Genomic DNA, 13,474 nt, shown 5'->3' on the forward strand with positions numbered 1-13,474 from the left:
GAGAATTTACGGTGGCAGACATACGGCTCGTCCGTCCGGACGAGATGGCCGAAGCGGTCTCGCTTTCGGACTCGATTTTTCGCGATGCGCAGCAGATTTCGATGCAGCCTGCGTTTCCTGACGTGTTTTCAACGGCCTTGGGCCAGTCTTACGGAGCGTTCGAGGACGGCAAGCTGGTCTCGTTCATGGGACTCGTGCCTGTCACGATCCGCATCGGCGAGGCAGCGCTCGGCACGTACCAGCTCGGCTCCGTCGGCACCGATCCGGATGCCCGGGGCAAGGGCTATGCCAGCCTGATTTTACAGCGTATCTTTGAACATATCGACAAGGCGGGCGCGTCCTTGCTGCTCATTTCGGGCGGCCGCTCCTTGTACACGCGGGTCAATTGTCTGCCGTTCGGCGTTGTCCGGAGGTATACGGTGGATGCCGCTGCGGCGCAGGCGCTGCAAAGCCGGCACGCTTCCGAAGGAGTGCAGGTGCGCGATCTGGAGCCGACCGATTGGCTGTATCTGCGAGAGCTGGCGGGCGCAAGAGTTGCCCGCTTCGAGCACAGCGTCACCGACCTGGCGAATCTGGTCCATAACGAGGCGCTCGTCAGCTGCATTAAGATGAAGCACCGGGTGCTCGTGGCCGAGCGGGACGGCAAGCCTGCGGCGTTTCTTGTCGCCGCCGTACCGAATCCGCCGCTCGTCCCGAAGCGGGTTCCGTTTCTGATCGAAGCCGCCGGGGACGGCCCGGCCGTTGCGCTTCTGGCCGCGCATGCGCTCAAGCGTCTGGAGCTGGAGCAGATCCAGCTCCCGGTTTCCGTGCACGAAAGCGATTGGCTGGAGGCGCTCGAATCGGTGCCGTACCAAGAGGAGCCGAATCAAGGCACCGTCAACGTGGTCCGGCCCGAGCGCTTGATCGAGCAGCTCCGGCCGTTCTGGGCGGAAGCGGCTCCGGGCCGCCATGAAGCGCTTCGCGTGCAATCGGCAGACGCCGGCCGGGTCAAGCTCGAATACGGCGGCTTGTCGGCAGAGCTGGACCCGCAGGCGTTCATCTCGCTCGTTTTCGGCGGAGATGAAGGCATGGCTGAGTACTTCGCGCTTCGCAGCGCACTGAAAGAGTTGTTCCCGGTGCCGTTTCCTTTTACGGCGGGGTTGAATTATGTGTGAGCGGGCGTTAATTTTCCAGAGATAATTAAAAATCGTCAAACAAACTAAACTCGATAATGAGCAGAGAGATACTGCTCATTTTTTTATTGCTTTCCGTGTCTCAAAGCTCTCATTCGTAGTTGTCGACTTAAAAAATATGTTATACTTCTTTTGAGGTGATAATTATGCTTAAGGACGAAGTAAAGCAAATCATTGACAATTTACCTGATGATTGCTCACTTGAGGATATTCAATATACATTATATGTTCGAAAGAAGATCCAACAAGGACTTGATGATATAGACAAAGGCGACGTTATATCTCATGAAGAAATGGAGAAGCGGATGTCTAAATGGCTAAATCAGTAGTATGGACAAAAACCGCAACTAATGATTTAGAACGGGCAGTAGAATATATACATCAAGATTCGCCGGGATACGCTCTTTCATTTTTATATGATGCAATGGAGAGAGCCAAAACTTTGAGTCTTTTCCCAAACAGAGGGAGGATCGTACCTGAGATCAACAACCCGAATGTAAGAGAAATTTTTTTACACCGATATAGGATGATCTACAAAATCGAAGAAGATCAAGTCATTATTTTAAGCTTCATACATGGAGCTACGAACTGGAATGGCCGGTAACTCACCCACCTTTGATGCGGGTATTATTTTTATTTCAAAACGCTAAGCGGGCCTCGGGCCCGCTTTTTTTGCGTTGACAAACGCTTAAAGCGGATTTATATTACTTTATAGTAATATTACTATAAAGTAGTATACCTGTTTGAAGGGAGCGATTGTTTTGTCCACTCTCGTTATCGTCATTCAAATTATACTGGCCGGGATGTTCTCGCTTTCTTCCTTTATGAAGCTCAAGCGGACGCCGTCGATGGTTCAGCACTGGAACGAATACCGGTACCCGATGTGGTTTTTGACCCTTATGGGCCTGGGAGAGCTTGCGGGCGTCGTCGTGCTTCTCGCGGGCTTCCGGTTTCCGGCGCTGCTGCCGTACGTCGGTTTGTTCTTCGTCGCTTTGATGCTGGGCGCGATTCACGCACATTTGTTCCGGGCGAAGCACCGGCCGGTGATGGCCGTCAATGCCGCTGCGATGCTTGCACTGTCCGTGGTCATGATCGCTGCCACCTGGTGAACTCCTCCGCCTTGCGCGGAACAAAAATAGACCGCCCATCCCACCGGGGACGGATCGGTCTATTTTTAAGTTCATTCCTTTCAATTACTGCACATCGTCCGTCATGCTGCTCTTCCAAGCTTCGCTTCCGTCAGCGTTCCTTACGGATTCATGCGAAACGGTGGCTTCCTGCACATCTCCGAAGCCCCAATGGCTTTCCGCGACATCCGGGAACTGAGGGGCAACTCCTTTCAGCGGACCGCGATACAGCATCCGGTTAATCATCGTCACTGCTTCGACCCTGCGAATGCTGTCCGCAGGCTTGAAGGTTCCGTCCTCGTAACCGGCAAGAAACTTGCCGCGGTACAGGGCTTCAATCGCATTCCCTGCCCAATGTCCTTGGACATCCTTGAAATGATTTTCGCCGGACGCGCTGACATTCAGGCTCAGGAAACGCGCCATAACGGAGGCCAGCTCACCTCGGGATACCTTAGCTTCCGGACGGAAACTGCCGTCTTCGAAGCCGTTAAAGTAGCCGTATTTCGTTGCAATCTTGATGTAATTCGCTGCCCAATGGCTCTCTTGAACATCGTTATACGCAAGAGCGTCGGTTACCTTCGCATTTTCCTTCATTCTTGCAACAATCGCTGCCAGCTCTGCACGAGTCAGAGCGTTCTCCGGGTGAAACTTACCATCCGGATAGCCTAAAATATAACGTTGATGCTTCAGATTTCCGAAGCGGTCGGAAAACACTTTAATTTTGACCGCAGAGTCGGCCTTCGCAGAGCTCGATGTATTTCCTTCAACCGTGAACTTTCCTTGAATGTCGAACTCCGCGTCCGCTGCGGCGACCGCTCTCCATTTCAGCTTCAGCTTGTAGCTTCCCGCTTGACCGGCCGACAGCTTGCCTACTTTCCACGTAACCGTGTTTCCGCTCACGGTACCGCCATCCGCATCGACCACTTCCGCTCCGGCCGGAATCGTAACGGTGACTACTCCTGCATCTATCGAGAAGACGGATTGGTTCTTATAATCGACCGTAATCGTCGATTGCTCGCCTTCTTTTACAAGGTTTTTATCCACAGACAGATTCAAAGTAACATCGGACGTTGCAGACCCGTAGTAAAATCCGCCGCCGTACGAAGTGGATGAAGTGTTATTCGTAGCAATTTGCCGGATCTTGAAATCGAAGGCTACGATATCTTGCCCGACGTGAATAATGCCGTCTTTAATGTAGCTGTCCGAGCCATTGACCGCCGGCGCGTTCGGTTTCGTCACAAGCGTGCTGTAATCGTAGTACCCCGCTTTGGTCGCAACAATATAATAGTCTGCATTCGGATACACCATCCAGGCGTACTGCCCGGCAGCATCCGACAGCTGCGGGTTGTGATTCTTGTTCGGCGCAAAAGCCGGCAATTCAGGCAATTCGACAGGCGTGTGCGGCGTACGGCCGTTTTGTTTATTCAGCTCCGTATCCGCCCAATACAGCTTCACGCTAACCCCGTCAACCGGCTTTCCGGAAGCCTCGTCGGTAATCGTGCCGTAAGGATCGATCAAGGAATAGACGACGCCCAATTCCCCGTTTTGCTTCACGCTCACCGTCGCCGACGGTCCCGCCAGCACAGTCCCGTTTGGTGCTTTAATTTGGTACGAAATTTTGTACTGGCCGCCCGGCACCTTCTCCAATTCAAAGCTTCCGTCGGCTTTCAGCGCCAGCGTCGATTGGAAATCGGTCCCGTTGATGCCTTGGATGACGGCGCTGACATTGCCGCTTCCGAACAGACTTTCCGGCGTCTGCTGCACGTTCGAAGCGGAAGGCGCGATAAACAGTTGACCGCTGATTTTGTTCGCGGAATCAATTTTTTGACTTGCCGCATTCAATTGGCCTACGACTGCCGTTTGCGTGCTGTTTAAAGTTACCGTCCGGTTTCCAAGCTGTACCGGCGTTTGAATATTCAGCGTATAGGCGAAGTTGCCCCGGGGTACCCCGATTTGGTAAGAACCGTCTTGTGCGGTCGTTACGGTCGAAGTGAAATCGACAATTCCATCCCCGTTAAAATCGGCGGAAACGGAAACCGTTGCCCCTGCCGCCGGCTTTCCTGTCACCTGGTCGATCACGATCCCTCGAACGGCTGCAGGCATGTAAGTCACTTCTATGCTTTCCTGCTTCGACAATCCGGATTTCGGATCTTTCGCGGACACCGTGATCACTTCGTTCAGAGGCGCAAGGCCTTGAAGCTTCGGTGCGGTATACTCGATGGAAGCAATCCCTTGTTCATTCGTAATTGCTGTTACATCGTTCTTCGTATTTCCGAAGTGGAACGTGACCGGCACGCCCGCAACCGGGCTTCCGTCCGCCGACACCACTCCCGCGCTCAACGTCACTTTAGAACTGCCGTCTCCCGGAATGGAGTCAGGCGATTTTTTCAATGTTAAGTTGAACGGTGGTACTTGATCTTGAACTACGATGGTTTCCGTTGCGGTTTTACTGTCGTAGGTTACGGTAATGATGGCCGTTCCCGGAGCTTTGGCCGTGATCACGCCGTTCGCATCGACCGAAACGATATCGGGATTCGAGGAAACGTAGGTTGCTTGTTTCGTTACGTCTTTAATGCTTTCGTCCAAATAAACCGCTGTCGCCTGCGTCTGATGAGTGGCACCCGGTACAAGCGTATAGTTGACCGGAGTTACCACCAGATCGCGCAGCGTCGTTGTCGTGGTTCCCGTTGCGCCGGAAGCCGGCGATTCGATCCCGTTGCTTACCGCGCTTACCGTAAAGCTATGCTTCGTTCCCGGTTTAAGTCCCGTCACCGCATAGCGGGTATCGGTTACGCCGGAGGCAATCAATTTCCCATTGTCGTAGATGTTATAGGACTGTGCGCCCGGAACCGCATTCCAGCTTAACGTTGCGCCCGTAGATGTCACATTGTCCGTTGCAACCCCTGTCGGAGCGGCAATCGGCACCGTAATCGAGGCTTGCAATGTTGTTCCGTTATAAACGGCATAGATCACCGTCGTTCCTGCACCGACAGCCGTAACGAGTCCGCTCGGACTGATAGTGACTACGTTGTTGTTGGCCGAGCTGAACGCGGATTGATTCGTTACTTCGACTTTGGTTCCGTTCGAGTAAACGGAGGAAACGACCGTTTGATGCGTAGAGCCTATCGGCAGCGTATAGCGGGTGCTATCCAGCGTAAGGCCTGCCGAAGTCGGAAGCGTTACGCTGTTGGACGGCGCAGATTCCATCACGCCGTTCTCGCCGCTCACTACCGCCGTAACGGTAAATGTCGCAAACTCTCCCGGTGCAAGACCGGTTACCTGGTAAGTGGCGCTGCTGACATTCGTTGCGTACAGCGCTCCGTCTTTATACAGATTGTAATAAGTAGCGCCGGTCACGGTATTCCAGGTCAGCTTGTTGGCCGTCTCCGGCGTCGTTCCGGCTTTCAGATTCGTCGGCGAAGGTGGAATCGCCACGGTAGCATAAGCGCCCCCGACCATCACCTTGGCCGTAACTTCGCCCGAAGGCGGGTTGTTTCCGAAATCCAGAATCGTTGTTCCCCGGCCGCTGCCGTCCGAAACCGCATCCGGATTCGTCAGAGTGCCTTGTGTCGATGCAAAGCGGACCGGAGCGTCCGGAACCGGGTTTCCGTCGACATCATAAAGTGTGGCAATGACTCGGAATTGACCCGGTTGCCCGGTCGGCACGGCATTGACGGTTACGTTCGTCGGAGCCTGCTTGTATTGATATTTCGTCGTATCGATCGGATCCAGCTCGTTCGTAAAATACCACGAAATGATATCGTGTCTCTCGAAAGCGCCGCCCGTTGCCGCAGTAAATCCTGCGTAAACCCCCGGCTTCCCTTTGAAGATGTCGGCCAAATCGATATTGTTGGCATTGAGCACAGGAGTCGTCGGCCGAGCTTCCGTGCTGCTGATATAAACCTTGACGTTATTGGCGGATCCGTCATAATCGATCCACGAATAATAGTCTGTGCCGCTTGAAAGATTAATGCCTTGCGAATTAAGCTCGTTCGCCGATGTAAACCATCCGGGGGTCGAGTTTTTAACGTCCCCATTTACGGCCAGCCCGATGTAATTGTTCGACGGGTCGGACATGTCGGCGTTTTTATACGTATCGTATTTCACCGCAAAGCTGGGCTTGATTCCGCCGTACCCGATTCCTACTCCTACCGATCCCGCAGTGTTGGATTCGGCTTGGATCGTAAAGGTAATGCCGTCGGCCGGATTACCTAAATTATTCTCATTCAGCCGGAATTTAAAAAACGTACTGAACGAATAATTGTCTCCTGGCGCAATAAGCTTTTTGTTAAAAGCCGTGCCGAACTTGTTGGTTAGTGCCTCGGTTAAACGCAACACCTGGCGGCCTTTATTATCCGTTGCCACTTTGGCAGAGCCGTTCAACGAGAACAGCGCGAGTTGTTTTGCATTGGAAAAATCGTCATTCTTATAGGTAACCCACTTCACGCTGTCTTCCGCCGCATGAGCCTGTAAAGCCGGCTGCAGCAGGGTTACCACCATGGAAATCATGAGCAGCCATGACATCCATTTCGATCGATGCACTTTCATCGTTCCCGCTCCTTTTTCATCTTCTCTCTCCTGAAATAGCAATTCTACTTTCCGGTTTTTCTCTCCGCGCCTCACTCTCCTTCGTTTTAAAGAACAGTTTTTGCTCACTTTACCAACCGCTTCTGAACAAAATCTGAACACCTTTCGACTACAAAACCAGCCACTCAGGTCCACACCGGCGCAAAACTTGCTGAAAAACAGGCGAAAGAGCAGAAAGCAGCATCATTTTCCCAATTCATCTAGATTTTAATTTTGTGAAATAATTAACATTTTTTCGTTTTAAAATGCCTTAGAGGACGAATTTTTGATATGATCATAAATAGGAAAACGGCGGTTTTAAGCCGTTCGTTGGAACGAACATTTTTGCCGGGTAAACAGGCTTTATAACAAATAGATTACTTTTGCATACAGAAAGAGGAGGGCGTGAATTTGGCCACTCAACTACACGACAATGGGGTCGGGTTTGCACGGTTTGCGCAAAGCGAGGTGCGCCGATGATTCGGATCATTCTTGCAGACGATGAAGCGCTAGCGCTGTTCAGCTTGCAAAAACAGCTTGAGAAGCTGAACGGCGGTGTCGTTGTGGGCGCCTACCAGAATGGGGCGGAAGCCGTCGAGGCGGTGCTGCGCGAGAAGCCGGAAGCCGTCTTTTTGGACATTGACATGCCGGAGCTGAGCGGCTTGGAAGCGGCCGAGATCATCATGTCGCACCTGCCGGAAACCGAGATCATCTTTGCGACGGCTTACGAGGAACATGCGCTCAAGGCTTTTGAGCTGGCGGCGATCGATTACTTGCTGAAGCCTGTCTCCACGCAAAGGCTTGCCAAAACATTAACCCGGCTGTCGCAGGTCAAGGCCGCCAAAACGGAACCGGATCACCCCGCGGTCCGGCCGTCTAAGACGAAGGACCAGGTTATGATCCGCTGCTTTCAGACGCTGGAGGTCGACACCGGTGAATCCGGGCCCGTGCATTGGCGAACGAACAAAGCGCAGGAGCTGTTCGCCTACTTCGTTCACCTTCGGGACCAGCCCGTGCGCAAAGATGCGCTGCTGGAGCTGTTCTGGCCCGATATCGATCCGAAGAAAGGCTACACACAGCTCTACACCACTATCTATCAAATCCGCAAAACCGCAAATGCCGTCCATCCCGGCATCCGGATCGTCAGCGGGGATAAAGGGTACCGGCTCGAGCTGAACGGTGTCGGCGTTGACGTATTGACGTGGGAGGAGGGACTGCAGACGGCCCCTCCGCTCAGCGAGCATACGCTCGCGCGGCATTTGCAGCTGTTGGAGCTGTATCGCGGCGACTATCTGGAAGATTGCGGCTATTGGTGGGCGGAGAACGAGCGGGAGCGGCTGCGTATGTTATGGTACCGGCATGCGATGCGCGTCGCGGCTTTTCTGGAAACGCGGGACAATGCGGCGGAAGCTTTCCAGCTCTATTTCCTCATCCAGCGCCGATTCCCGTTCACGGAAGAGGTGTATTGGGCGCTGATCAAGCTCTTTACGTCTATCGGGGACCGGGTGTCTGTGGAACGGCAGTACGATACGCTGTCGCAAATGCTGCATGACGAATTCAGTACGAAGCCGGCGAGAACGCTTGAGCAGTGGTACCGGGAGCGGGTTGTTTAAAAAATGTTCAGAACCTTCATTTATACTCAGGAGGCGGTTTCTTCGCGTGCGGTGCAGCATGTGCAAGAAGCGTAGTTTCTTGAGGCGGTGGTACATTTGGCCAAAATTATGGTCGTAGACGATGCCGCATTTATGCGGATGTTTATGAAGGATATATTGGAGACGGCAGGGCACGAAGTCGTATGCGAAGCGTCCAACGGAAGGGAAGCGATTGAGAAGTATCTCACGTATCGTCCGGACCTCGTCACGATGGACATCACCATGCCCGATATGGACGGCATCGAAGCGTTGAAATTGATTATGGAGCGGGACCCTGCGGCGCAAGTCATCATGTGCTCGGCGATGGGGCACCGGGAGATGATTCTTGAGGCGATCCGAAGCGGAGCGAAGGATTTTGTCGTGAAGCCGCTTCAAGGCTCGCGGGTGCTGGACGCCGTCGACAGGCTGCTTGAGGTCTAGAGGGAAAACATGAAAAAAGGAGGCTTGAATGCCTCCTTTTTTCTATGCCCTTGTGCCCGAGGCCAGATCTCCATGCCGCTCCGGCCCGACGAGCCGGCCCCGCTTGTAGACCGCTTGCACGTCCAGCTTGCCCGCCTCGGCGTTCCAGCGGAACGTCACCGCATCCGCAGCCTGTCCGACTTCCAGCGTACCGATTCCTGCACAGCCAAGCAGGCGCGCCGGTCTATCCGTCGCCATCGCTATGGCCGTAGCCAGCAGGGAACCTGTCATCTGGGCGAATCGCCCTACGCAGTCCGCGAGATTAACCGCCGCTCCGGCGAGCAGGTTCGGATTCTCCACCATGTGCAACCGGCCGGACGGCAGCAGCTCGACCTCCCCGCCGACATGCGTGCGGTAGGTGCCGGGCGGCAGGCCCGCCAAATGTACGGCATCGCTGACAAGCAGCAGGGTGTCGCCTTTCACTTTGTGCATCACATTCACGACGGAAGGGTGCAGATGATGTCCGTCGCAGATGATGCTGGCGGCAAGCCGGTCTTCCGCCAACTGCGACCAAATATAGTGCGGATGGCGCGGAAGCTGCGGATGCGCTCCGTTCCCGAGATGCGTGCTCATCCGCGCTCCCGCTTCCGCAGCAGCCGCGATGTGCTCGTGATCGGCGGCCGTATGGCCGATGCTGGCAACAACGCCCGCCTCCGTCAGCTTGCGGATAAATTCCGCAGCGCCCTGAAGCTCCGGCGCCAGCGTAACTAACCGGATGCGGTCCCCCGAAGCTTCCTGCCATACTTTGAACTCGGCCCAGTCCGGGTCCCGTACATGCTCCGCCGGATGGGCGCCCCGAGGTCCGTTTTCGCCCGATATGTAAGGTCCTTCCATATGAATGCCCAATACGGCGGAAGCCGTCAGCTCATCCTGCTCGCAAGCGAGCCGTATCGCCGTCATGCAGTCTTTCATCTGTTCGAAGCTCGCCGTAATAACCGTCGGGCAGAAGGACGTCGTACCGGAAGCTAGTACCCCTCGAACCAGCCGTTTCACGGTCTCCACCCGCCGGTGCATATCGGCCCCCGTCAGGTTAATGTCCTCTCCCCCGTACCCGTTGATCTGCAGATCGACGAAGCCCGGAGCGATCCAGAACTCGTCAGGTGCTGCGGCGGCATTGCCCGAGCTTTCGGCGTCCTCTATCGATGCGATGGTACCCCCGGATGCAACCAAACGAATCCGTCTCCCCGTATCCGCCCGCCGTCCTTCGATTACCGTCCTATTGGGATCGGTCACTTTCGTCCCTCCTTGGTATGCGCCGTTATTGCGATGCAATGCGGGAAGCGCTGGCGAAATCCAGAAACATATCGCAGCGGGCCGACCGTCTCAAGATAGACGCCGGACACGACAAGTCGACCGGACCGAACAACGTCCGGTGTACCGCATCGCTTTTGCGTTCGCCAGACACCGTGCAAATGATATGCGAAGCCGATACGATGGACGGGATCGTGAGCGTCAGCGCCTCGCGCGGCACCGCATCAAGCTGCGGGAAGCAGCCGTCGTTGACCTGCTGCTTGCGGCTCGTCTCGTCCAGCTCGACCTTTTTAATGCGCGCGGGATCAGCAAAGTCCGCCACATGAGGATCGTTGAAGGCGATATGCCCGTTCTCGCCGATTCCGATACAGGCAATATCGATCGGGTGCCGCTCCAGCAGCTCCGTATAGAGGGCGCACTCTGCCAAAGGATCGTTCAAGCCGTTCAGCGCATAAAATTCGAGCGGCGTCCGGAATGCGAACAGTTCCGTCCGCAAATACGTCGCAAAGCTCTGCGGCGCATCGGTCGGCAAGCCCACGTATTCGTCCAGATGGTAGCAGCGGATGCGCTCCCACGCGACGGAATCCAATGTGCGCAGCGAACGCAAAAATTCGTTCTGCGACGGAGCGGAAGCAAACACGACCGCAATCGTCTCCTTCTCCTGCAGCTTCGTCCGGATCGCTTCCGCCAGCCGCTGTGCCGCCGCTTGCCCCATGGCTTCCCGGCTATCGTACGCCTCGGCGGTCACCTGCTCGATCGTCCATTGCTTCATATCCCATCATCCTCCATTCGTTTGTTTCCGGCTCAAGTCTCAAAACTCACTCTCTTCAATTCGTCGCCGTACGCACGGACTGCCGTACGACGAGCTTCTCGTCGAAGACAATGCGCTGCGCCGGAGTATCCGGCCCACCGAAAATCCGCCCGAACAGCGTACGCGCCAGCGCTTTGCCCGCCTCATAGGTTGGGATGGAGACGGTCGTTAGCGGAAAAATCATCAGGTCGATATCGTCAAAGCCGATCAAGGACATATCCTCCGGAATCCGAAGACCTTCGCTTTGAAAAGCTTTGACGACCCCCAGCGCGACCACATCGTCGAAGCAGATGAGTGCCGACGGCCGTTCTTTCATCGCGATCAGCTTCCGGCCGATCTCCACCCCGTCCGCGAGCTCTTGGGCTCCCTCGAAAGTAAACTCCGCCCGCAAAGCAAGTCCTTGCGCCGACAAAACATCCCGGCATGCCCGAAGGCGTTCCCGCGAGGCTCTGGACGTGGGGAGCCCGGCAGCGAAGCCAATGTTGTGATGGCCCCGTTCGAGCAAATGCTCCGTCACCTGCCGCCCGCCGTCGTAATCGTCGAACTCGACATACGAGCTGTCCAGCCCAGGCACGCTTCCGAGCAATACGAAAGGGACGGACTTCGCTTTCAGATCGAACAAGTGGTCGAACGTCACCTCCTCCAGCAGCGGCGCAACGATCAGGCCGTCCACCCGTCTGCTTAGCATCGCTTGAATCTGCTCTTTTTCAGTTCGGTGATCCTCGAAGCTGCTGCATAGAAATACCGTATAGCCGTATTCGCCTGCGATCTCCTGAACACCCTTGGTCAGCTTGCTGTAGAACGGATTCGTGATGTCCTTGATGACAAGCCCGATCGTTTTCGTATATTTCGTAGACAATCCCCGGGCAATCTCATTTGGAACGTAGCCGTACTGCTCGGCTGCCTTCAGCACCTTTTGTCTCGTTTTCTCCGAAAATCCGTCCTTATTGTTCAGCACTCCCGATATGGTGCTTTTGGCGAGACCGGTCATTTTCGCCAAGTCGTTGATGGTGAGCTTCACGATCCGCGCCTCCTTAATTTGAACCGGTTCAAATCTTTTTTTTAATAAAAGGAAATGCTTCAATTAAAACATTCCCATCATAGATACCAAATTAATTGAACCGGTTCAATTTTCTGTATTATATTCCCACAGCGCTTGTCCTGTCAAGCTGTAGCAAAGCTGGCGCTGCGAACATCGACGTAAAAAAATCGAGCATGCGGCCAAAGCGGCACCCTCGATTTTAAACAGGTATTCCCATCGTGACAACCGTACCTTGCCCCAGAGCGCTACCGTAGAGCGTCCACCTGCGCTTCATTTCGGCGCAATCGCTCAAGGCAAAGCCGGAAGCCTGACGGTAAACGTCGTTCCCTGGTCGGGAACGCTCTGCACGGCGACGGAGCCCGTATGCATCTCAACGATCCGCTTGACGATCGCAAGCCCAAGCCCGCTTCCTCCCGTGCTTCGGTTGCGGGACCTATCCGCCTTGTAGAACCGCTCGAAAATATGTGCCACATCGTTCTCGGAGATGCCGATCCCGGTGTCGGTGACGAATACGATCGCCTGCTGACCGTTGCGCTTTAGCCGAACGCCGATCGTCCCGCCCGCTGGAGTAAATTTGATGCTGTTGTGCAGAAGATTGACCCATACTTGGCTCAGCAAATCCTCGTCAGCCTCGATGCTGACGTCTTCCAGCGACACATCCATGTCGATTCCTTTATCCTGCCACTGCGGCTCGCACGCCAGAATCAGGCTGCGCAGCTGCTTGTCGAGCCGGTACCGCCTCCGCTCCACCGGGTGATGGTCCGATTCGAGGGAGGTCAGCTTCAGCAGGTTTTCACTCAGCTTGGACAGCCGGGCGCTTTCCTTTTCGATGATGCCGAGATAATGCATCCGTTCCTCCCGGCTGAGCTCGTCGCTCTGCAGGATACGGGCAAAGCCGCCGATCGACGTCAGCGGCGACTGGATTTCGTGGGAAACGTTGGAGATGAACTCCTGGCGCATTTTCTCCATCTGATTGAGCTCGACGGCCATGTGGTTGATGCTTTCGACGAGCTCGCCGAACTGGCCCGGGCCGCGCTCGTCCGGGGGAATACTGACGGTGAAATCGCCCTTGGCGATCCGCTTCATGGCATCGATCATCGGCCGGAACATTTCCATGCGCTTGTCGCGAAAAATCACTCCGATCGTCCCCATAATCCCCATGCTGGTCACAAACGCAACCAATTGGGTAAATAGCTGGCCGACATAATCGGAAGGCCGGCTTCCAAATGCGTTCAGCAAATAGCGGATGAAGAAATAAGCGGCCGACCAGCTCGCCAGCGATAATAAAAGTAATATGCAAATCCCACAGACACTTTTAAAAAATCTCCATCCGCGAGCCGCTTTCCGGTTCGCCTGATGCTGTACTTCCACTCCCGTCCCTCCTTATCCGCGAT

Annotated in this window: 11 protein-coding genes; 6 read left to right on the top strand and 5 right to left on the bottom strand. The window is 54.8% G+C overall.

What is annotated here, in order from left to right:
• Positions 1-11: 11 nt before the first annotated feature.
• The 4 genes from NI000_RS20170 (at position 12) to NI000_RS20185 (ending at position 2,281) form a co-directional block, all read left to right on the top strand.
• Positions 12-1,154, top strand: coding sequence for a GNAT family N-acetyltransferase (locus tag NI000_RS20170; protein WP_253413241.1), 1,143 nt, complete (start codon positions 12-14; stop codon positions 1,152-1,154).
• Between the two features lie 164 nt (positions 1,155-1,318).
• The gene (locus NI000_RS20175; protein ID WP_088831265.1) at positions 1,319-1,501 is read left to right on the top strand and encodes a hypothetical protein; all 183 of its coding nucleotides are present in this window, start codon (positions 1,319-1,321) and stop codon (positions 1,499-1,501) included.
• The gene (locus NI000_RS20180; protein WP_253413242.1) at positions 1,486-1,776 is read left to right on the top strand and encodes a type II toxin-antitoxin system RelE/ParE family toxin; all 291 of its coding nucleotides are present in this window, start codon (positions 1,486-1,488) and stop codon (positions 1,774-1,776) included. Before NI000_RS20175 ends, NI000_RS20180 begins: the two co-directional genes overlap by 16 nt.
• Positions 1,777-1,933: 157 nt before the next feature.
• Positions 1,934-2,281 (top strand): DoxX family protein, encoded by a 348-nt coding sequence (locus tag NI000_RS20185; protein ID WP_253413243.1) that lies wholly within the window; start codon positions 1,934-1,936, stop codon positions 2,279-2,281.
• A gap of 84 nt (positions 2,282-2,365) precedes the next feature.
• Here the strand turns inward: NI000_RS20185 and NI000_RS20190 are convergent, their stop codons facing one another.
• Entirely contained in the window at positions 2,366-6,847 is a 4,482-nt protein-coding gene (locus tag NI000_RS20190; protein WP_253413244.1) for an S-layer homology domain-containing protein, read from the bottom strand.
• Between the two features lie 494 nt (positions 6,848-7,341).
• Here NI000_RS20190 and NI000_RS20195 point away from each other — a divergent pair, with 494 nt between their 5' ends.
• Positions 7,342-8,478 (top strand): response regulator, encoded by a 1,137-nt coding sequence (locus tag NI000_RS20195; protein ID WP_253413245.1) that lies wholly within the window; start codon positions 7,342-7,344, stop codon positions 8,476-8,478.
• A 96-nt stretch (positions 8,479-8,574) separates the two neighbouring features.
• Positions 8,575-8,937 (top strand): response regulator, encoded by a 363-nt coding sequence (locus tag NI000_RS20200; protein WP_301292595.1) that lies wholly within the window; start codon positions 8,575-8,577, stop codon positions 8,935-8,937.
• A gap of 42 nt (positions 8,938-8,979) precedes the next feature.
• Here the strand turns inward: NI000_RS20200 and NI000_RS20205 are convergent, their stop codons facing one another.
• The 4 genes from NI000_RS20205 to NI000_RS20220 all read right to left on the bottom strand — a co-directional run bounded on the left by NI000_RS20205 (position 8,980) and on the right by NI000_RS20220 (position 13,451).
• On the bottom strand, positions 8,980-10,209 hold the full coding sequence (locus NI000_RS20205) for an N-acetylglucosamine-6-phosphate deacetylase (RefSeq protein ID WP_253413246.1): 1,230 nt from the start codon (positions 10,207-10,209) through the stop codon (positions 8,980-8,982).
• 25 nt (positions 10,210-10,234) lie between these two features.
• On the bottom strand, positions 10,235-10,999 hold the full coding sequence (locus NI000_RS20210) for a glucosamine-6-phosphate deaminase (RefSeq protein ID WP_253413247.1): 765 nt from the start codon (positions 10,997-10,999) through the stop codon (positions 10,235-10,237).
• Positions 11,000-11,054: 55 nt separating this feature from the next.
• Positions 11,055-12,059, bottom strand: a complete 1,005-nt coding sequence (locus NI000_RS20215; RefSeq protein WP_253413248.1) for a LacI family DNA-binding transcriptional regulator — start codon at positions 12,057-12,059, stop codon at positions 11,055-11,057.
• A 309-nt stretch (positions 12,060-12,368) separates the two neighbouring features.
• Entirely contained in the window at positions 12,369-13,451 is a 1,083-nt protein-coding gene (locus NI000_RS20220; protein WP_253413249.1) for a HAMP domain-containing sensor histidine kinase, read from the bottom strand.
• Positions 13,452-13,474: the final 23 nt, after the last annotated feature.

This window comes from Paenibacillus tyrphae, from assembly GCF_024158745.1.
Taxonomy (GTDB): Bacteria; Bacillota; Bacilli; order Paenibacillales; family NBRC-103111; genus Paenibacillus_G; species Paenibacillus_G tyrfis_A.